At 69.6% G+C, this 17,250-nt stretch carries 16 protein-coding genes and 1 riboswitch; of the genes, 10 read left to right on the top strand and 6 right to left on the bottom strand.

Annotation, left to right across the window (positions count from 1 at the left end):
- Positions 1-50 precede the first annotated feature (50 nt).
- On the top strand, positions 51-1,364 hold the full coding sequence (locus FLW16_RS28845; RefSeq protein ID WP_396686813.1) for a PEP/pyruvate-binding domain-containing protein: 1,314 nt from the start codon (positions 51-53) through the stop codon (positions 1,362-1,364).
- A complete protein-coding gene (locus FLW16_RS28840; RefSeq protein WP_142563291.1) occupies positions 1,361-1,975 on the top strand; it encodes a histidine phosphatase family protein in 615 nt (204 codons plus the stop codon). The genes FLW16_RS28845 and FLW16_RS28840 overlap by 4 nt, the downstream gene beginning before the upstream one ends.
- 135 nt (positions 1,976-2,110) lie before the next feature.
- Here the strand turns inward: FLW16_RS28840 and FLW16_RS28835 are convergent, their stop codons facing one another.
- Positions 2,111-3,271 carry a LacI family DNA-binding transcriptional regulator gene (locus tag FLW16_RS28835; protein WP_142563290.1) on the bottom strand — a complete coding sequence of 387 codons (1,161 nt, stop codon included), beginning with the start codon at positions 3,269-3,271 and terminating at the stop codon, positions 2,111-2,113.
- Positions 3,272-3,314: 43 nt separating this feature from the next.
- Here FLW16_RS28835 and FLW16_RS28830 point away from each other — a divergent pair, with 43 nt between their 5' ends.
- The 6 genes from FLW16_RS28830 to FLW16_RS28805 all read left to right on the top strand — a co-directional run bounded on the left by FLW16_RS28830 (position 3,315) and on the right by FLW16_RS28805 (position 9,759).
- On the top strand, positions 3,315-4,670 hold the full coding sequence (locus tag FLW16_RS28830) for an ABC transporter substrate-binding protein (protein ID WP_142563289.1): 1,356 nt from the start codon (positions 3,315-3,317) through the stop codon (positions 4,668-4,670).
- A gap of 84 nt (positions 4,671-4,754) precedes the next feature.
- Entirely contained in the window at positions 4,755-5,660 is a 906-nt protein-coding gene (locus FLW16_RS28825) for a carbohydrate ABC transporter permease (RefSeq protein WP_221891336.1), read from the top strand.
- On the top strand, positions 5,657-6,481 hold the full coding sequence (locus FLW16_RS28820; protein WP_142563287.1) for a carbohydrate ABC transporter permease: 825 nt from the start codon (positions 5,657-5,659) through the stop codon (positions 6,479-6,481). Before FLW16_RS28825 ends, FLW16_RS28820 begins: the two co-directional genes overlap by 4 nt.
- Before the next feature lie 5 nt (positions 6,482-6,486).
- Complete coding sequence (locus FLW16_RS28815; protein ID WP_142563286.1) at positions 6,487-7,404, top strand: ROK family protein; 918 nt, start codon at positions 6,487-6,489, stop codon at positions 7,402-7,404.
- A 172-nt stretch (positions 7,405-7,576) separates the two neighbouring features.
- A complete protein-coding gene (locus FLW16_RS28810; RefSeq protein WP_142563285.1) occupies positions 7,577-8,737 on the top strand; it encodes a glycoside hydrolase family 68 protein in 1,161 nt (386 codons plus the stop codon).
- Positions 8,734-9,759, top strand: coding sequence for an alpha/beta hydrolase (locus tag FLW16_RS28805; protein WP_221891335.1), 1,026 nt, complete (start codon positions 8,734-8,736; stop codon positions 9,757-9,759). Before FLW16_RS28810 ends, FLW16_RS28805 begins: the two co-directional genes overlap by 4 nt.
- Here the strand turns inward: FLW16_RS28805 and lgt are convergent.
- The 3 genes from lgt to FLW16_RS28790 form a co-directional block, all read right to left on the bottom strand.
- The gene (gene lgt / locus FLW16_RS28800; RefSeq protein ID WP_142563284.1) at positions 9,754-10,605 is read right to left on the bottom strand and encodes a prolipoprotein diacylglyceryl transferase; all 852 of its coding nucleotides are present in this window, start codon (positions 10,603-10,605) and stop codon (positions 9,754-9,756) included. The genes FLW16_RS28805 and lgt overlap by 6 nt on opposite strands.
- 119 nt (positions 10,606-10,724) lie before the next feature.
- Positions 10,725-12,017 carry a cellulose binding domain-containing protein gene (locus FLW16_RS28795; protein ID WP_142563283.1) on the bottom strand — a complete coding sequence of 431 codons (1,293 nt, stop codon included), beginning with the start codon at positions 12,015-12,017 and terminating at the stop codon, positions 10,725-10,727.
- A gap of 759 nt (positions 12,018-12,776) precedes the next feature.
- Complete coding sequence (locus FLW16_RS28790) at positions 12,777-13,661, bottom strand: NAD(P)H-binding protein (RefSeq protein ID WP_142563282.1); 885 nt, start codon at positions 13,659-13,661, stop codon at positions 12,777-12,779.
- Between the two features lie 83 nt (positions 13,662-13,744).
- On the opposite strand from FLW16_RS28790, the gene FLW16_RS28785 reads away from it, so the two are divergent.
- Positions 13,745-14,308 (top strand): TetR/AcrR family transcriptional regulator, encoded by a 564-nt coding sequence (locus FLW16_RS28785; protein ID WP_142563281.1) that lies wholly within the window; start codon positions 13,745-13,747, stop codon positions 14,306-14,308.
- A gap of 19 nt (positions 14,309-14,327) precedes the next feature.
- Here FLW16_RS28785 and FLW16_RS28780 read toward each other — a convergent pair whose 3' ends face one another.
- Positions 14,328-14,726, bottom strand: a complete 399-nt coding sequence (locus FLW16_RS28780) for a VOC family protein (RefSeq protein ID WP_142563280.1) — start codon at positions 14,724-14,726, stop codon at positions 14,328-14,330.
- A gap of 95 nt (positions 14,727-14,821) precedes the next feature.
- Between FLW16_RS28780 and FLW16_RS28775 the strand changes: the two genes are divergently transcribed.
- Positions 14,822-15,817: a YafY family protein gene (locus FLW16_RS28775; protein WP_142563279.1), complete on the top strand. Its 996-nt coding sequence runs from the start codon at positions 14,822-14,824 to the stop codon at positions 15,815-15,817.
- A gap of 130 nt (positions 15,818-15,947) precedes the next feature.
- On the opposite strand, the gene FLW16_RS28770 is transcribed toward FLW16_RS28775, so the two are convergent.
- The gene (locus FLW16_RS28770; protein WP_185949635.1) at positions 15,948-16,487 is read right to left on the bottom strand and encodes a C40 family peptidase; all 540 of its coding nucleotides are present in this window, start codon (positions 16,485-16,487) and stop codon (positions 15,948-15,950) included.
- Between the two features lie 94 nt (positions 16,488-16,581).
- A riboswitch (cyclic di-AMP (ydaO/yuaA leader) is annotated at positions 16,582-16,740 on the bottom strand.
- Between the last annotated feature and the right edge of the window lie 510 nt (positions 16,741-17,250).

Genomic DNA, 17,250 nt, shown 5'->3' with positions numbered 1-17,250 from the left:
GCGTCTCACAATGCACAATCAACAAATTATTGTCAATCTTCTGTTGAAGGATGGAGCGGGTGATCGTACCCCTCATGGAGGCTGTCGCCGATACCTGCGGAGGCAAGGCCGGCGCACTCGGCACATTGCTCCGCGCGGGTCTGCCGGTTCCTGACGGCTTCGTCGTCCCGTTCGCCGCCTACCTCGCCGCTGTCCGCGACCTGGACCTCGAGCCATTCGGCGGCGAGCCGGACGACGCCGACGCGGTGCGGCAGGCGATCGAGGCCCACCCGGTCCACGCGGCCGTGATCGATGCGCTGGGACGCGCGCTCGAAGAGATCGGCGATCCACCCGTGGCGGTGAGATCATCGGGAGCCAAGGAAGACACCGGTCAGGCGTCGGCGGCCGGTCAGCACGAGAGCTTCCTCGCCGTGCACGGAGTCAGTGCGGTCGCCGAGGCCGTGCGTGCCTGCTGGGCCTCGCTGTTCTCCCCGCGTGCCATCGCCTACCGGGCCGCCTCCGGTCGCGGCGACCGACCGTCCGACGATCTTCTGATGGCCGTCATCGTCCAACGCCATCTGGATGCCGAGATATCCGGGGTCATGTTCACACCCGCGGACCCGAACGACCCGACCCGGATCGAGGCGTCCTGGGGCCTCGGCCCCAGCATCGTCGAGGGCAAGGTCACCCCTGACGCCTACCGCGTCGCCGAGGACGGGTCGGTCACCAGCGTCGTCGCAGCCAAGCAGAAGCGCCTTGACCGGCGCGGCACGCAGCTCGTCGTCCGCGACGTGCCCACCGCTGCCCGCAACCAGCCGGCGGTCGACGACGCGACCGCCACGCAGCTGGCCGAGCTGGGCACACAGATCGCCGCCGTGCTCGGTGGACCGCAGGACATCGAGTGGGCGATCGCCGACGGCCGCATCTGGGTTCTGCAGGCACGGCCGGTCACCGCCGCACTCCCACCGACGTCGCCTTCCGGCATCCCGGCCGCCACGCTCACCGGGACACCAGGCAGCCGCGGGGCCGTGACCGGCACCGCGAGGGTCGTCCGTGGCCCCGGCGATTTCGCGCGCGTGCGCCCGGGCGACATCCTCGTCTGCCCCTTCACCGACCCTGCGTGGACGCCGCTGCTGCGCATCGCCGCCGGCGTCGTCACCGAAACAGGAGGCGTGCTCTCGCACGCCGCGATCGTCGCCCGGGAGCACGCCATCCCCGCCGTCCTCGGCATTCCGAACGCGACGAGCAGGCTCCGCGACGACACCGTCATCACCGTCGACGGCACCTCCGGCACCGTCACGGCGACAACGCGGCAGAACCCACACGTACCGATCGCAAGGAGAGGGGAAACGGCCCGCACGGACGCCGCCCCTGACGACGCATGACAACTCGGCGCCTCTACCTGGCACGCCACGGCGCGGCCGACGCGTTTGGAACACTCACCGAAATCGGGCGCCGGCAGGCGGGCCTGCTGGGCGAACGGCTCGCCGGTGTGCCCATCGACGCCGTGTGGCACTCTCCGCTGCCACGCGCCGTGGCGAGCGCGCACGAACTCGCCCGTCACCTGCCGAACGTGCCCGTAACCGAGGCCGCCGAACTCGTCGACCACGTGCCCTACGTCCCCAGCGCGGCCGAAACGCCCCCGTCCTGGACCGGCTTCTTCGACGGCTACGACGACGCCGAGGCGGCCTCGGGCGAGAGCCTCGCCGAGGCCCTGATCACCCGGTTCGCGAAGGTTCCCGACCCGGCGACGCAAGGGACACAGCCCGACACACACGAGGTCCTGGTGACGCACGCCTACCCGATCGCGTGGCTGGTGCGGCACGCGCTGGACGCGCCGCCACCCCGGTGGCTCGGGTTGAACAGCGCCAACACCGCGCTGACGGTGATCGAGTATCGCAACAACCTGCCGCCCACGATCGTGATGTTCAACGACATGAGCCACCTCCCGCCCGACCTGCGCTGGACCGGGTTCCCGGCAGGCATCCGGCCGTGAGGCAGCTCCTAGATCCACGCACTCTGGGCCGGGGCGATGCCGTTCCGGCCCAGGCCGGCTGCGGGCAGCCGGTCAGCCCGCGACCGGCCCACCGCTCCACCGCGCGAATCGCCATGGCAGCGACCGGCGTGCCGTTCAGGCGCCCGGCGACGCGACCGACTCCCGGAGGCGGATGGGCATCGGCACGCGATGCACCTCGCCCTCCCCGCCGTCGTCCTCACGGTCACGGCCGATTTCCGTGAACAGCACGTCGACGGCCTTGCGGCCGAGCTCGTAGTGGGGGAGGGCCACCGTCGTCAGCTGGGGACGCATCCACGAGGCGATGGGGTGGTCGTCGAAGGACACGACGGAGACGTCGGCGGGCACCTTGAGCCCGAAGTCGTCGAGCGCCTGGTAGGCGCCCAGGGCGATCCGGTCGTTGAAGCAGATCAACGCTCGCGGGCGCTCCTTCTGCAGCAGCGCCCGGGTCGCGGCGAGGCCGTACTCCGGCTGCCAGTCGGGGCAGACGTGGCCGCCCGCCGGTTTGACCCCCGCCTCGGCGAGCACCTCGCGAATGCCGATGAGCCGTTCGACGGCCGCGACACTTCCGCCCGCCGGCATGTTGCGCCGTCCGGGGCCGGCGCCGATCAGGTGGATGCCCTCGCGATGGCCGGCGTCGAGCAGAGCCCTCGCGGCTACGCGTCCGGCCTCGATCTCGTCGGGGATGACCGAGGGTAGCGGTGACGGCTGTTTGGGGAGCGCGTTGAGCAGGACGGCGGGGGCGACCGCCATGCCCTTCGGCACCCTGATGGTTCTCGTGTACATCGCGGCCAGGATGATCCCGTCCACCTGACGGTCGTGCATGGCCTGCAGCAGGAGCCGCTCGAGTTCGGCGTCCCCCTCCGTCTCACCGATGAACAGCATGAAGCCGCGCTCCCGCGCGGCCTCGAGTGCTCCTTTGATCATGTCGCCGGCGAGCCGCGACGTGGCGACCGTATCCGAAACAAAGCCGATAGTCCGAGTTGTCCCAGTTCGCAGGCCTACGGATACGATGTTCGGCCGGTACTGCAACTCGGCCGCGGCCTTGAGGACGCGCTGCTCGACATCCTGAGAGATGCGCAACTCCCGGCCGCGTCCGGACAACGCGAGCGACGCGGTGGTCGGCGAGACGCCGGCGATCTTGGCGACATCCGCCAGCGTGACCCGTCGTGGGCTCACCGGATGACCTCCTGCGATGTGGGGGTTGACACCCCGCGACTCGTGTGATGAGACTATCGCACTGCTAATCCGATTTAGCAAACCTGAGTCCTGGGGCATCCGGTGTGTGCCGGCGAGTCCCCGAGCAATCAAGGAGACGCAGATGTCGCGTCGAACTCGCTGGAACGGGGCCGCGCTCGCGGTCGTGATGGGGGGGACGCTGGCGGCGGGCTGCGGGGCGCCCGGCGGCGACGCCCCCCAGCCGGAGGCCACCGGCGCTTCCCTGGCGGCCGCGCCGACCTGCGGCACGGCGCCGGTCACGCTGAACGCCTACATCGAGACCGGCTTCCCTCTGCCGAAGGAGCTCAGCACCGAGTTCTCCAAGCAGCACCCGAACGTGAAATGGAACATCCGCGAGGACCAGTTCGCGGTGATCACGCAGAACGCGCCGCGCGTCCTCGCCGACGATCCGCCGGACCTGATGCGGCTTCCGCAGGTGTCTGAGCTGGTGAAGAACAACCTGCTGAAGAACCTCGACGGTTACGCGAAGGCGTTCGGCTGGGATTCCTGGCCGGCCTCCCAGCTGGAACAGATGCGCATGGCCCCCGGCGGGAAGACCCGCGGCGAGGGCTCGCTGTACGCCATGGGGCTGAACTTCAGCATGACCGGCGTGTTCTACAACAAGAAGCTCGCCGCCAAGATCGGCCTGTCGTCCCCGCCGGCCACCCTGGCCGAACTGGACGACGCGCTCGCGAAGGCCAAGAGCGCGGGCATCACCCCGATCGCCCAGTTCAACGGCGGGGCCACCGGCGGTCTCGCCTTCCCGCTGCAGGACCTCATGGCCGCGTACGGTCCCTCGGGGCCGATCAACGACTGGATCTACCAGAAGCCGGGCGCCACGATCGACACCCCCTCCAACCTGCAGGCGACGCAGCACCTGGAGAAGTGGATCAAGGCCGGCTACTTCTGGAAGGACGTCAACGCCGTCGACTACGCGACGATGATGAGCCGCTTCATCAAGGGCGAGGGCCTGTTCATGTTCAACGGCGACTGGGAGTCGGGGAACCTCGACAAGCAGATGCCGGGCGACGTGGGCTTCTTCCTGATGCCGCCGGCGCAGCAGGGCGGCAAGCAGGCCGCGATGTCGGCGCCCCTCACCTACGGGATCAGCTCCAGGGCGAAGAACGCCGACTGCGCGGCGTTCTTCCTCAACTGGGTGGCGACCGACCCGAAGGCGCGTGAGATCGGCGTGAAGGTCGGCGGGTCGCACCCGATGGGCCCGGCGGACGCCCCCATGCCGGAGGTGACGAAGGGCACGGTCACCGCGAGCACCCTGGAGGCAGGGGCGAAGATCGCCGAGGACAACGGCTCGATGGACTTCATCGCCAACGCCACCGGCGCGATCTACGCCAAGAGCTGGACGCCCCAGTTGCAGAAGCTGGTCGCCGGGCAGCAGACCCCCGAGGAGCTGCTGAAGTCGGTGCAGAGCGACTACACGACCCAGGTCGGGGGGAGCTGAGCACCGATGACACGGCCGACTCCCGACAGCGCGGTCGATCCCCCTGCGACCCGCCCCGGGCCGGCAGCCGTGACGAGGAAGCCCGTGACCAGGAAGCAGAGCCCCGCCCGCGCGGCGGGGCTCCGCACGCCGAGTTGGGTCGGCTGGCTGTTCGTGGCTCCGGCGCTCATCGTCTACGCGGTCTTCGTCCTACGGCCGATAGCCCTCACCGTCCAGTACTCGATGTACCGCTGGGACGGCATCGGCCCGTCCACCTGGGCAGGACTCGGCAACTACGCCAGGGTGTTCACCGATCCCGACCTGTTCGCCTCCATCCTCAACGCGGTCAAGCTGATCGTCTTCTTCAGCGTGATCCCGGTCGTGCTGGGCCTGGTGATCGCTTCGACGATCCGCAGGATCGCCACGAGCCGGCTCGCGCTGGTGGCGCGGACGGTCCTGTTCCTGCCGCAGGTCATCCCGCTCGTCGCCGCCGGCATCGCCTGGAGCTGGCTGTTGTCGTCGACCGGACTGGTCAACCAGCTGCTCACGTACGCCGGGCTCGGCGGTGTGGCACGCGCGTGGCTGGGCGACTTCTCCACGGCCCTGCCGGCGGTCGGCGTGATCGGGGCGTGGGTGCTGCTCGGCCTGTGCACGATCCTTCTCCTGTCCGGCATGAGCAAGATCGATCCGGCGCTGTACGAGGCGGCCCGGATGGACGGAGCAGGGCCGCTGCGCGAGTTCGTCTCAATCACCGTGCCCAGCCTGCGGCAGGAGATCGGCGTCTGCGTCACGGTGACCGTGATCGCCGCGCTGGCGAGCTTCGACATCGTCTACGTCTCCACGCAGGGCGGTCCGGGTAACGCGACCATGGTCCCGGGGCTGGAGATCTACTATCTGGCCTTCTCGGAGCGGCAGGTGGGCATGGCGTCCGCGCTGGCCGTCGTGCTCATGGTGCTCGTCCTCCTCGTCGCCCTTCCCATCCAGTGGCTCACCAAGGACAGGTCCTCATGATCGTCGGACGTCGGGAGACGTGGACCGCAAGGGTGCTGCTCGTCCTGCTGATGGCGGTCACGCTCATGCCGTTCGTCAGCCTGTTCGTCACCGCCCTGCACCCGTCCGGCAGCTACCCGTCCGGCCTGGAGTGGCCGCGCGATCCGCAGTGGGGCAACTTCGTCAAGGCGTTCCAGGCCGCGCGGATGATCGAGCTGATCAAATCGAGCGTGCTCATCGTGCTCGGCGTGGTGCCCGTCTCGCTGCTCCTCGGGACGCTGGCGGGTTTCGCCATCGGTCACCTGCGGATGGCGGGACGGAATCTTGTGTTCCTCGTGTTCGTGCTCGGGCTGACGCTGCCGTTCGAGGGGATCATCACGCCGCTGTACTACCAGGTGCGCGACATGGGGCTGCTGAACACCCGGTGGGCCATCATCCTGCCGCTCATCGGGCTGTTCATGCCGTTCGCGGTCTTCTGGATGCGGGCGCACTTCGTCAACGTGCCCGACGCGCTGTCCGAGAGCGCGCGGATGGACGGCGCGAACGTGTGGCAGCTCTTCTGGCGCATCCACGTCCCGCTGGCCATGCCGGCGCTGTCGTCCCTGGCGATCCTGCTGTTCCTGTGGACCTGGAACCAGTTCCTCCTGGCGATCGTCCTCGTCGACGACCCGTTGAAGCGGACGATGTCCGGGGCACTGGGCGCCTTCCAGGGGCAGTGGGGGACCGACATGCCGCTGCTGTGCGCCGGGTCGCTGCTGATCCTGACCCCTACGCTCGTCATCTTCCTCATCTTCCAGCGCCGCTTCGTCACGGCTCTGCTCCAGGGCTCCCTGAAGGGGTGACGCGCGTGGACGGAGCCGCCCCGTTCTACGGGGGGATCGAAGCGGGCGGGACGAAGTGGGTGTGCGCGGTCGCCGACGCCGGGGGAGACGTTCTCGCGACCGAAGTGATCCCCACGAGCACGCCGGAGACGACCATCGGCGCCGCGGTGCGGTTCTTCCGGGACCGTCAACCGCTCGCCGCGCTCGGCATCGGCACCTTCGGCCCGGTGGATGTGCGACCGGGCTCGCCGACGTACGGCCGCATCCTGGCCACGCCCAAGCCGGGCTGGGCGAACGTCGACGTCGTCTCCCCCTTCCGCGCCGCGCTGGGCGTACCCGTCCGCCTGGACACGGACGTCAACGCCGCGGCGCTGGGGGAATGGCGGCGGGGAGCGGGCATGGGGCTCGGCACGTTCGCGTACATGACCGTGGGCACCGGCGTCGGCGTGGGAGTGGTGGTGAACGACGGGCGCGTGCACGGACTCCTGCACGGACTTCTGCACCCGGAGTTCGGCCACATCCGCATCCCCCACGACCCGGTCAGGGACCCGTTCGCGGGGAGCTGTCCCTTCCACGGCGACTGTCTCGAAGGGCTCGCGTCGGGTGAGGCGATGCGCCGTCGCTGGGGGCGTCCGGCCGAGCACATGGACGACCCGTCGGCCTGGGAACTCGAGGCCGAGTACGTCGCCCTCGCGGTCATGAACCTGACCTACGCGCTGTCGCCCGAGCGGGTCGTCGTGGGCGGGGGCGTCGCCAAGCACCCCGCGCTGCTTCCGGCCGTGCGGGCGCGGCTGCTCGCCCTCGCCGCCGGCTACCCGGGGGCGCCGGTGCCCGCCGGTCCCGCGGCGATGGAGGAGTACGTCACCGGCCCCTCCCTTGGAGACCGCTCGGGAGTGGCCGGAGCCGTGGAACTCGCACGCGCGGCCCGGCCCACGCCGGACTGACCCCGTTTCTGATGACGCTTTCCGAGACGCGCGGGGAAACGCCCCGCGCGACCGAGTTGGAGGTTCTTCGAATGGCTCCATGGGGGCGGCGAGACGGCACGCCCGGACCGGATATCCGGTCCGGCGCGTACGAGGCGCTCGCCGGCGGACGGCGACGTGACGGGGGGACCGCGTGAACGGCGAGCCCGCGCGCTGGACACGGCGGCACCTGGCCGCGCCGGCCGGCGGTGCGGCGACGACGGCGCCGGTCATCGGCCTTCCGGCACCGCCGCGCGTGCTGCCTCACGACGACGTTTGGGATCTGTGGCCGATTCAGGAGGAGGACGGCTCGACGTCCGTGGTGCGGGGCCGCGAGTTGTGGATGGCGCTTTCCGCATCCGCCCTCGGCCACCCCGAGGAACGACACGACCGCGCCCGCCTCCGGCTGCTCGCCAGGGACGCCGACGGCTGGACCGACCTCGGCCACGCCTTCGCCGACGGAGCCTCGCCGGGCAGCCGCGAATGGTCGGGATCGGCGGTCCGCAGACCGGACGGCACGGTGTCGGTGTTCTACACGGCCGCGGGCCGGCGAGGGGAGGCCCGCCCGACGTTCGCCCAGACCGTCGTCGAGGCCCGCGCCCGGCTGGTGACCGACGGCGGCCGGGTCCTGCTGGACCAGGCAGCCGAGCACCGGGAGGTCCTCCGCTCGGACGGCGTGACGTACCTGCCGGCCGACGAGGTCGAGGGAGGACCCGGGCGGATCAGGGCCTTCCGCGATCCGGGTTGGTTCCGCGACCCCGCCGACGGGCGCGAGTATCTGCTCGTCGCCGCGTCCGTCGCGGCGTCCGCCGACGCGGACCACGCCTTCATGGGGGCGGTGGCCCTCGCCGCCGCCACACCGGGCGGCTGGTCGCTGCGGCCGCCGCTCCTCGTGGCCGACGGAGTCAACCACGAGATCGAACGGCCGCACGTCGTGGTGCACCGGTCGTCGTACTACCTCTTCTTCTGCACACACCGTCACTCGTTCCACCCGCCGGGAAGCGCGCCCACAGGGCTCTACGGCTTCGTCGCCCCCCACCTCACCGGGCCGTACACGCCGCTCAACGGCTCGGGGCTCGTGCTGCGCAACCCCGCGGAGGAGCCCGACCAGGCGTACGCCTGGCTGGTCCTGCCCGACCTGAAGGTCGTGAGCTTCCTCAACTACCGCGCCGACGGAGGACAGGACCCGTGGAAGGCCGGGCCCGACGAGGCCAGGGCCGCCTTCGGCGGGACGATCGCGCCCGTTCTCGAACTCATCCTGAACGAGGACGCCACCTCTGTGGTCGTTCCCGTGTCCTCGGGAGCAGGGCGTTGAGCACCTCGTGCGGTGCTGCGGCGGGAGTGCTCGCGACGGCCGCCGCCGCCTCGGTGGCGGTCTCCGCGGCGCGTCGTCACCACTCACTGTCCGCCGTCGCGCCGGAGCTGAGGGCACCCGCGCTGTGGCTGCCGCGCCCGATCGTCGGCAGGCTGAGCCTGGCCCGCGCCCGGCGGCGCTCGCGCCACACCACGGACCCGGTCCCTGGGGTGGCGGTCACGCGGCACGACGTCCCCGGCGGACGGGACGCCTTCGTGTACGAGCCGCCCGGTCGCCGGCGCCCCGGCGGGGCGCTGCTGTGGATCCACGGGGGCGGCACGATCCTCGGCCACCCCGAGAGCGACCACGAACTGTGCAGCCGCATCGCCCGCGACCTGCGGATCGTGGTGGTGAGCCCACGCTACCGGCTCGCTCCTGAGCACCCCTTCCCCGCCGGGTTCGACGACTGCTTCGCCGCGTTGCGCTGGCTGCACGACGCCGCCCCCGCACTCGGCGGGGAAGGTACGCGTGTCGCGGTGGGCGGAGCGAGCGCCGGCGGCGGGCTGGCGGCCTCGGTCGTGCAGAAGGCGCACGACCACGGGCTGCCGGTGGCGTTCCAGCTGCTCCTCTATCCCATGCTGGACGACCGTACGGCCCTGGTGCGCGACCATCGGGGACGCGGCAGGATCGGATGGACGCCCCGCTCCAACACGTACGCCTGGACCTGCTATCTCGGTCACGGGCCGAGCGTCGCCGAATCCCGCCCCTACGCCGCGGCGGGCCGCCGGGAGGACCTGCGTGGGCTACCGCCCGCGTGGATCGGCGTCGGCGACCTCGACCTGTTCTACTCGGAGAACCTGCGCTACGCCGGACGGCTCAGAGCGGCCGGCGTGCCGGTCGACCTCGTCGTCGAGCCCGGCATGTACCACGGCGCCGACTTCGACCACCATGCGACGGCGCCGTCCATGCGCGCGTTCCGCCAGGGCATGCTCGACGCTCTGGCCGCCGGGCTCACGCCCGGCCCGGTGACGGAACGGTCATGAGGGAGCAGCGGCACCGGTGCGCTCATCCGGGCGCTCGGCAGCGCCGCTGCGCGTCACCCAGAGATAGACCAGCGCGCCGATGAACAGCACGATCGAGGTCCACTGGTTGATCCGCAGCCCCAGGAGCGTCACCGCGTGGTCCACTCCGCCCACCGGGTCGATCCGCAGCCCCTCGATCCAGAACCGCCCGAACGTGTAGCCCGCGACGTACAGGGCGAACAGGCGGCCGTGGCGGAGCGTGAACCGCCTGCCGGCCAGAATCAGGCCGAAACCGAGCGCCGCGTCCCACAGCGACTCGTACAGGAACGTCGGGTGGTAGAGCACGCCTGGCTCGCCGCCGTGCGCCTGGTCGATCTCCAGGCCCCACGGCAACGTGGTCGGACTGCCGTACAGCTCCTGGTTGAACCAGTTGCCCCAGCGCGCGATCGCCTGCCCGAACGCGATGCCGGGCGCGACCGTGTCGGCCACGGTGCCCAGAGACAGCCCCCGGCGGCGGCAGGCCAGCCACACGCCCACGCCTCCCAGAGCGACCGCGCCCCAGATGCTGAGCCCGCCTTCCCAGATGAACAACGCCCGGTAGGGCTCCTTGACCGCGCGCGGGCCGAAGTAGGTCTGCCAGTCGGTGATGACGTGGTAGAGACGAGCGCCGATCAGGCCGAAGATCACTCCGGGGACCGCGATGTCGCTGATCGCGCCCTTCTCGCCGCCGCGGGCGCGCCAGCGGCGCTCGCTGAGCCAGGTGCCGAAGACGATCGCGACGATGAAGCACAATGCGTAGGCCCGGATCGGGATGAATCCGAGATACCAGACCCCTTGGGAAGGGCTGGGGACCGAGGCAAGCGGCATGCAGGTGAGGCTAGTCAACGTGAGACCACCTGGCCGCCTTCGTGACCTGATCGCAAAGGTGCAGCAGGCGGCCCGGGGGTGGAGTCCGGTTGGGCGCCACCCCCGGTGATCCTTGTCGGTCAGGCGACGGTGCAGGGGCTTCCGTTGAGGGTGAACGCGGTGGGCTTGGCGGCGTTGCCGGTGTGGGTGGCCTGGAAGCCGATCTCAGTGGAGGCTCCAGGGGCCAGCGAGCCGTTGTAGCTCACGTTCTTCGCGGTGACCTGTCCGCTGGTGGGCGAGTAGGTGGCGTTCCAGCCGCTGGTGATGGTCTGTCCGCCGGGGAGGGTGAAGACCAGCGACCAGCCGTTGACGGCCGAGGAGCCGGTGTTGGTGATGGTGAGGTTCTCGGTCAGCCCGTTGTTCCAGGCGTTGACGGTGGCGCTGACCCGGCAGGCGCCCGATCCACCGCTGGGCGACGGGGACGGGGAAGGCGACGGGGACGAGGACGGGGACGAGGAGGGGGACGAGGAGGGCGACGACGACGGGGACGGCGAGGGAGAAGGAGACGTCGTCGGACCGGACTGGAACTGCGTGAAGAACTTCCACACCTCTGCCGACGTCCAGGTCCTGGCACCGCTGGTCGAGGTGGACCCATCGTTCGGAGAGGGGGTGTGATCCCCGTCGAACGCGGCCCAGACGACCGGATATCCGGCCCGGCAGCCCGAGTAGGCGGTGATGATGTGCGTCAGGCTGCCCTGCGCGGGTTCCCGCGGGGTCATGGGGGTGCAGCCGTTGTTCGTGACGAACCTGTCACGCAGCGACCGTCCGTTGGAGATGTTGAGCACCGAGTCATGGGTGCCGTGAATCCCCATGTACGCGACCGGCTGGGTGCCGCCGTTGCACCCGCTGAGCTGCGCGCCGGAGTAGACCGCGACCGCACGGAAGATCGTCGGGCGCGCACACGCGACCGCGAAGCTCATCGAGCCGCCGTAGCTCCACCCCATGGCGAAGCGCTGCGTCGTATCGACGCACAGGTTGCTTTCCACGAGCCTCAGCACGTCGTCGGTGAAGGTCAGGTCTTCACCGTTGGTGTTGCCCCAGCCGTTGTTGATGCCCTGGGGCGCGATGAAGATCGTGCTGTTGTTCGACAGTTGCTTGAGCCCGTAGTAGGACCAGACGGCTCCGTCCGATCCGCCCGTGTCGACAATCTGGGCGGTGCCGTTCAACCAGTGGTACGCGAAGATCAACCGATAGGGGTGGTTGTTGTCGTAGTTGTCGGGAATTCGCAGGATCCAGCTACGACTCTTGCCGCTGGTCGTGATCGTCTGTGAACCGCTTCTCAGCGTCGGGGCCTTGCCGCATCCGGCGGTCGCCGCCGCGACGGCGCTCGTCGAGGACGGCGTGGTCGCACCGAGGCTGTCGCTCAGTGCCATGCGTCCCGTAGTCAGGACGAGAAGCGCGGCGGCCGCGATAGCGGTAAAGATGGATCTCTGTCTCAACTTCACGCAACTCCCTTTGCCGTTCGAAAATCGACATACATCGATAGGGAAGCAATTGGTTTTTCCTTCGTCCGGTGGAGCCTCCGTGGCCGGCATGTGCATGCCGGCCGAGCGGCCTCCCCGGACGGATTCGAACGCTAAGTGAGCCCACCGTCAGTCGACCCGGAGGAGCGCGGCGACCGACCACGTCGGCGTGCGCGCGCTCGCCCCTTCCCTGCTCGAAGAGCAAGGCGAGTTCAGATATCCGTCAGCGTTGGGATGGCGCCCGCCGTGTTCTCTCCTCGGCGGTTCCGATGGAGAACGCGGCGAAATCTCGGAATGCGGCCTTCGATCTGGTGAATGTCGGATGAAGGCGCCTTGTGCCGGGCCCTGTTGATCCCGGCAAATTCCGCCTGGCATTGAGCCGACGTCATGTTAGCGCTAACAGTAACGGGGGGCGACCAAATGCTCCTCTCTGCCGGGCGACTGGAGGTGGTGGTGAAGCGGAGCAAATATGAAGTCATGAGACATGTCAAGGATCTTGTCTTCTCGTCGATGGTTCCTCGCGTGTAACCCTCCATTCCTTCGGTTGTGACCAGGGAAGAAGCCGTGCTGCCGTCGACCCCGCGATGAAAATTTCATCGTCGACGGCTCTGCTCCACCGGCGACGAGACCGCCCGTTTCACGGCCGCGGCGTAGCCCCGCGTCGCCGGGTCAGGACGCCCGGGCGTCCGCGGCGGGCTTGAGCACTTCCCTGCACCAGGTGCGGAAGTCTGTCGACGTGGGCTCGGCGGTCGCCCAGTCCGCGTCGTAGATGCCGTGGTCCTGAGCGGCGAACGCCTCGGTCACGTCCTTGATCGTCTGGTCGCCGGCCCCTCGGGAGCGGAGCAGCGACGCGTAGTCGTCCATGCTCATGCGCCGGTAGGTGACCGGCCGCCCGAGCTCCTGGCTGATCACCTCGGCCATGCCGTCAGGGGTCAGCCGGTCGGGGCCGAACACGGGGAGGTTCTCCTGCCCGGTCCAGGACAGATCGGTGAGCAGGCCGGCGGCGGCGCCGGCGATGTCCCGCGTCGCGATCAAGGCCAGCGGCAGGTCACCCACACAGGTCAGGTAGAACGCGCCTTGCCCGCGGATCGCATCGAGTTGCCCGAGGAGGTTCTCCATGTAGAAGGGCATGGACAGCGCCCGATACGCCGCACCGGACCTGCCGAGTTCGGCGTCCATCGCGAAGGCCGCCGAGAGGACGCCGGCCGGGGTCGGCCAGCCGTGCCCGGCGCTGGAGACCCCGACGACGTGGCCGACACCGTGGCGGGCGATGGCGGCGGCGCCCGCCTTGGCGAAGCCGAGGTAGTGCTCCTCGGCGCTCGGCGCCCGCGGGTTCGGCGGGACGAGCCAGAACAGCGCTTCGGCCCCGGGCAGTGCCTTGTCGAGCACGGCCGGATCGTCGTGGGAGCCGGAGATGGTCTCGACCCGCTCGCGGACCGTGTCGTCCAGACGCGAGGCGTCACGGACGACGACCCGGACCTCCTCATCCTGGTCGAGCAGCCGACGGAGCAGCTGACTGCCGATCTGTCCTGTCGGTGTGGTGACGACGATCATCGAATCTCCTATAACCTGAACCTGAATTCCGGTTCCGAATATAGAGACGGCTTCCGCGCATCGTCAACTACAGTGGAGTGACCATGACCGCTCCCGAACGCTCGCTGCGCGCCGACGCCCGGCGCAACCGCGAGGCCGTCCTCGACGCCGCCGGTGAGCTGTTCGCCCAGCGCGGCGACGCCGTGCAGATGGACGAGATCGCCGAGCGCGCCGGCTTGGGTGTCGGCACCCTCTACCGGCACTTCGCCGACAAGCAAGCGCTACTCGCGGCGATCATCGGCCGCAGGTTCGAGGCGATGGCCACCCTCGCCCGCGCCGCCGACGAGGCCGAGGATCCCTGGACGGCGTTCGAGACGCTCCTCTACGGCTACCTGGAGTCCGCACAGGCCGACGCCGCGTTCCGCTTCGCGCTTCTCGGCCCGGAAGAGCCGCGCTGGAACGACATCGCCGCAGAGAAGACGGATTTCTCGGTGATCACCGAACGCATCGTGCGGCGCGCCGTCGACGCCGGCCGCCTCCGTGAGGACTTCCGCGCCGATGACTTCGTCCTCATCACCCGTGGCGCCATGGCCAACATGACCGGCGCCGGTGGCTGGCGCAGGCACGTCGCGCTTGTGCTCGAGGGCATCCGCGGCCCCGAACGCTGACCGGGCGATCGCGGTGTCGTCAGCGGGCGAACTTCTCGATGGCGGCGGGGCTGACAGGGGTGAAGAAGTTGACGAGGTTGCCGTCGGGGTCACGCAGCAGGAGTGACCGGTTGCCCCAAGGCATCGTGGTGGGCTCCTTGACGAACTCCTCGACGAAGCCGGCCAGGTTCCGATGCACGCCGTCCACGTCGTCGACGAGGAACTCGACGATCACACTGCGGTTGCCGGCCGGCTGGGCGGCGCCGGGGGCGAAGAGCGAGACGGTGCGGGTGCTGCCGATCGCGAGGGTGGCGGAGGCCGTCCTGAGCTCGGCGAAGTCCTCGGTGGACCAGTTGGCCTCCACTCCCGTGGCTCGCTCGTAGAAGTCCACGAGGCGCGCGACGTCATCCGTGATGATGCGGATCGATACGAAGTCCATGGTGATCTCCCTGGTTCGTGGGGTCGTTCTCCGATGGCACACTAGGGGGAATACCGGACAGAATCCGCCCAGTATTTTCACTAGGTTTGTGTGACGTGGCTCGACCTACTCATCGCGTTCTCACGCTGCTGGAGCTCCTGCAGTCGGGTGGCATCCGGACGATGGCCGAGCTCGCCGACCGGCTCGGTGTCGACGAGCGCACCGTGCGGCGGTACGTGGACCACCTGATCGACCTCGACGTGCCCGTCGAGTCGGTGCGCGGCCGCTACGGCGGCTACCGGCTCGCCCCCGGATATCGCATGCCTCCGCTCATGCTGAGCGACGACGAAGCGCTCGCCGTGCTGCTCGGCCTGGTCGCCGGTCGCCGGGCAGGGTTGACGACGACGACGGACACGGCGAGTGAGACGGCGGCGGCCAAGATCCGGCGGGTCCTGCCCGAGCGGCTCGCCCACAGGCTCGACACCGTGCTCGAATCCCTCGCCTTCACGGCTCCGCCCGGCGACTTCGCCGCCCCGGAGACCGCGGTCCTGCTCTCCGTCGCCGATGCGGTGCGCCATCGCCGGCCGATCTCGATCAGGTACACCGCCGCCGACGGCCGGCGCAGCGAACGCACGCTGCATCCGTACGGGCTCGTCGCCCATTCGGGCCGGTGGTACGTCACCGGTGCGGATCCCGCGATCGGCGAGGATCGGACCTTCCGGCTGGATCGCATCGCAGACGCGAGGACCCTGCCCGGTTCGTTCGATCCGCCCGCCGGGTTCGATCCGGCGCAGCACGTCCTGTCAGGGTTCGCCAAGGCTCAGTATCGGCACGAAGTGGTCCTGCGGATCCAGGGGACGGTCGAGCAGATCCGCGTCCGGCTTCCCGCCGGCCTCGCGACTGTGGAGGAGTCCGCGTCCGCGGAAGGCGCGGGTCCCGAGACCGAGGGCTGGCTCCGCGTCGAGTTGCGAGCGGAGCGGCTCGACTGGTTGCCTCCGGTGCTCGCGTCGCTCGACCGGCCGTTCGTCATCGAGCGACCGGACGAACTGCGCGGCCTTGTCGCCGCGCTCGCCGACCGGCTCGCGGCCTCCGCCCGCAGGGTCCCGCCTTAGCCGTCCCAGCCGGGGTGCACCTGGCGCGATCACGCGTAGTCTCCTGCTCCTGGCCGGCTCTCGGCGGGGATGGCCCGGGCGGCGGTACGCGTCGGGGCATCTCCGCCGAGGATCTCTCCACGGCCCAGGGTCAGACGCCGGGGCGTACGGCGGCGAGGAAGCTCCCCCTCCAGTAATCGTTGAGCTTGCCGACGCTGACCACCGCGCCGCTGTGAGGGGCGCTGATCACCTTCTTGTGCCCTATGTACATGCCCACGTGGCCGCCGCCGTTGGTGAAGATGAGGTCGCCAGGCTTGAGATGCGCCAGGGAGACCCTCTTCTTGGCGGCGTCGAGCATCGACCACGTCGTGCGCGGCAGCTTGACGCCGGCCTTGCGCCAGGCGAACTGGACCAGCCCGGAGCAGTCGAACGCCCGTGGGCCCGTCGCGCCCCATACGTACGGATCGCCGAGGTGCTTCTTCGCCACCTTGATGGCGTGCTCGGCCTTCTCCTGCTGGAGGGCCGACTTGGTGAGCTTCGTGTTCGCGGAGTCATCCGCCGTGGACGCCGCGGGAGTTTCGCCGTTGTACGGGGTGGTCACCGTGGCGGGGGGCTCGGGCGGGATGACCGTCGAGGCCGAGGGCGGGGCTGTCGCCGTCGCCGGTGCGGCGGACGCGGGGAGCGCGCTCAATGCTCCTGCAGAGGCGGTGAGCGCTGCGCTACTGATCGTGACGCAGGCAATGCGGAGCAGAGTGGTGGAGTTGGTGGACAGGGGATCTCTCCCTAGGGTCTTCCGCTTGCGCCTACCGGGTTAGCTGACGGATTCGGGCAGGGAAGTTGCCCTACGGCGCTGGCGCGCCGATTCACCCCAGACCTTCGTCGAAGGCCGATTGGTTCCCCGGCTCCGAGCCTCCTTGCCGGCACGGATTCGGCATCACCGGCGCCCAGGGGGGCGGAGAGGACGTGGCGACGGTGACAGTGGATGGTCGTTCGAACACGGCCGGGCCGGGTTCATAACGGCGGCGTCACGGAGACCCCGTCGTTGGGCAAGGAAACTACCAAGTAGCCCCATATTGTCGCAAAGGGCACCAAAAGGGTAAGGATCACGCAAAAAGGATCAAATGCACAAAAGTGCAGGTCAGGGTGGCTGTGATGGGGGAGATGTGGCGCTCGTCACACTCGTCAAGCGATCCAGGTCACCGGGGCGCGCGCATATGGTCCGCGAACGGCTCGCAGGGATGACCTGCGCCGGCCGGGTGGTGGGGAGGCGGTTGGTCGTCTAGGGCCTGTTTCGAAGTCCGCTATCTGGCGGCGTGTCGTGCCCGGACAAGCAGTGAGGTCTCCGGTAGAGGGTTCATCGACCAAGAAGAACCTGAACACCGGAGACCTCGTTGGCCACCTTAGCGGTGACGAGGCGGTTCGACCTGACTGATGCGCAGTGGGCGCGGCTGGAG

Source organism: Microbispora sp. KK1-11, assembly GCF_006874435.1.
Lineage (GTDB): Bacteria > Actinomycetota > Actinomycetes > Streptosporangiales > Streptosporangiaceae > Microbispora > Microbispora catharanthi.
This window is presented reverse-complemented; position numbering and strand designations above follow the sequence as displayed.

What these genes read in the sequence shown, in the direction of transcription:
- FLW16_RS28795 (WP_142563283.1), bottom strand. Translation starts at nt 12,017, where the DNA reads ATGGCACTGAGCGACAGCCTCGGTGCGACCACGCCGTCCTCGACGAGC.
- FLW16_RS28785 (WP_142563281.1), top strand. Translation starts at nt 13,745, where the DNA reads ATGACCGCTCCCGAACGCTCGCTGCGCGCCGACGCCCGGCGCAACCGC.
- FLW16_RS28820 (WP_142563287.1), top strand. Translation starts at nt 5,657, where the DNA reads ATGATCGTCGGACGTCGGGAGACGTGGACCGCAAGGGTGCTGCTCGTC.
- FLW16_RS28845 (WP_396686813.1), top strand. Translation starts at nt 51, where the DNA reads ATGGAGCGGGTGATCGTACCCCTCATGGAGGCTGTCGCCGATACCTGC.
- FLW16_RS28780 (WP_142563280.1), bottom strand. Translation starts at nt 14,726, where the DNA reads ATGGACTTCGTATCGATCCGCATCATCACGGATGACGTCGCGCGCCTC.
- FLW16_RS28840 (WP_142563291.1), top strand. Translation starts at nt 1,361, where the DNA reads ATGACAACTCGGCGCCTCTACCTGGCACGCCACGGCGCGGCCGACGCG.
- FLW16_RS28835 (WP_142563290.1), bottom strand. Translation starts at nt 3,271, where the DNA reads ATGCCCCAGGACTCAGGTTTGCTAAATCGGATTAGCAGTGCGATAGTC.
- lgt (WP_142563284.1), bottom strand. Translation starts at nt 10,605, where the DNA reads ATGCCGCTTGCCTCGGTCCCCAGCCCTTCCCAAGGGGTCTGGTATCTC.
- FLW16_RS28830 (WP_142563289.1), top strand. Translation starts at nt 3,315, where the DNA reads ATGTCGCGTCGAACTCGCTGGAACGGGGCCGCGCTCGCGGTCGTGATG.
- FLW16_RS28790 (WP_142563282.1), bottom strand. Translation starts at nt 13,661, where the DNA reads ATGATCGTCGTCACCACACCGACAGGACAGATCGGCAGTCAGCTGCTC.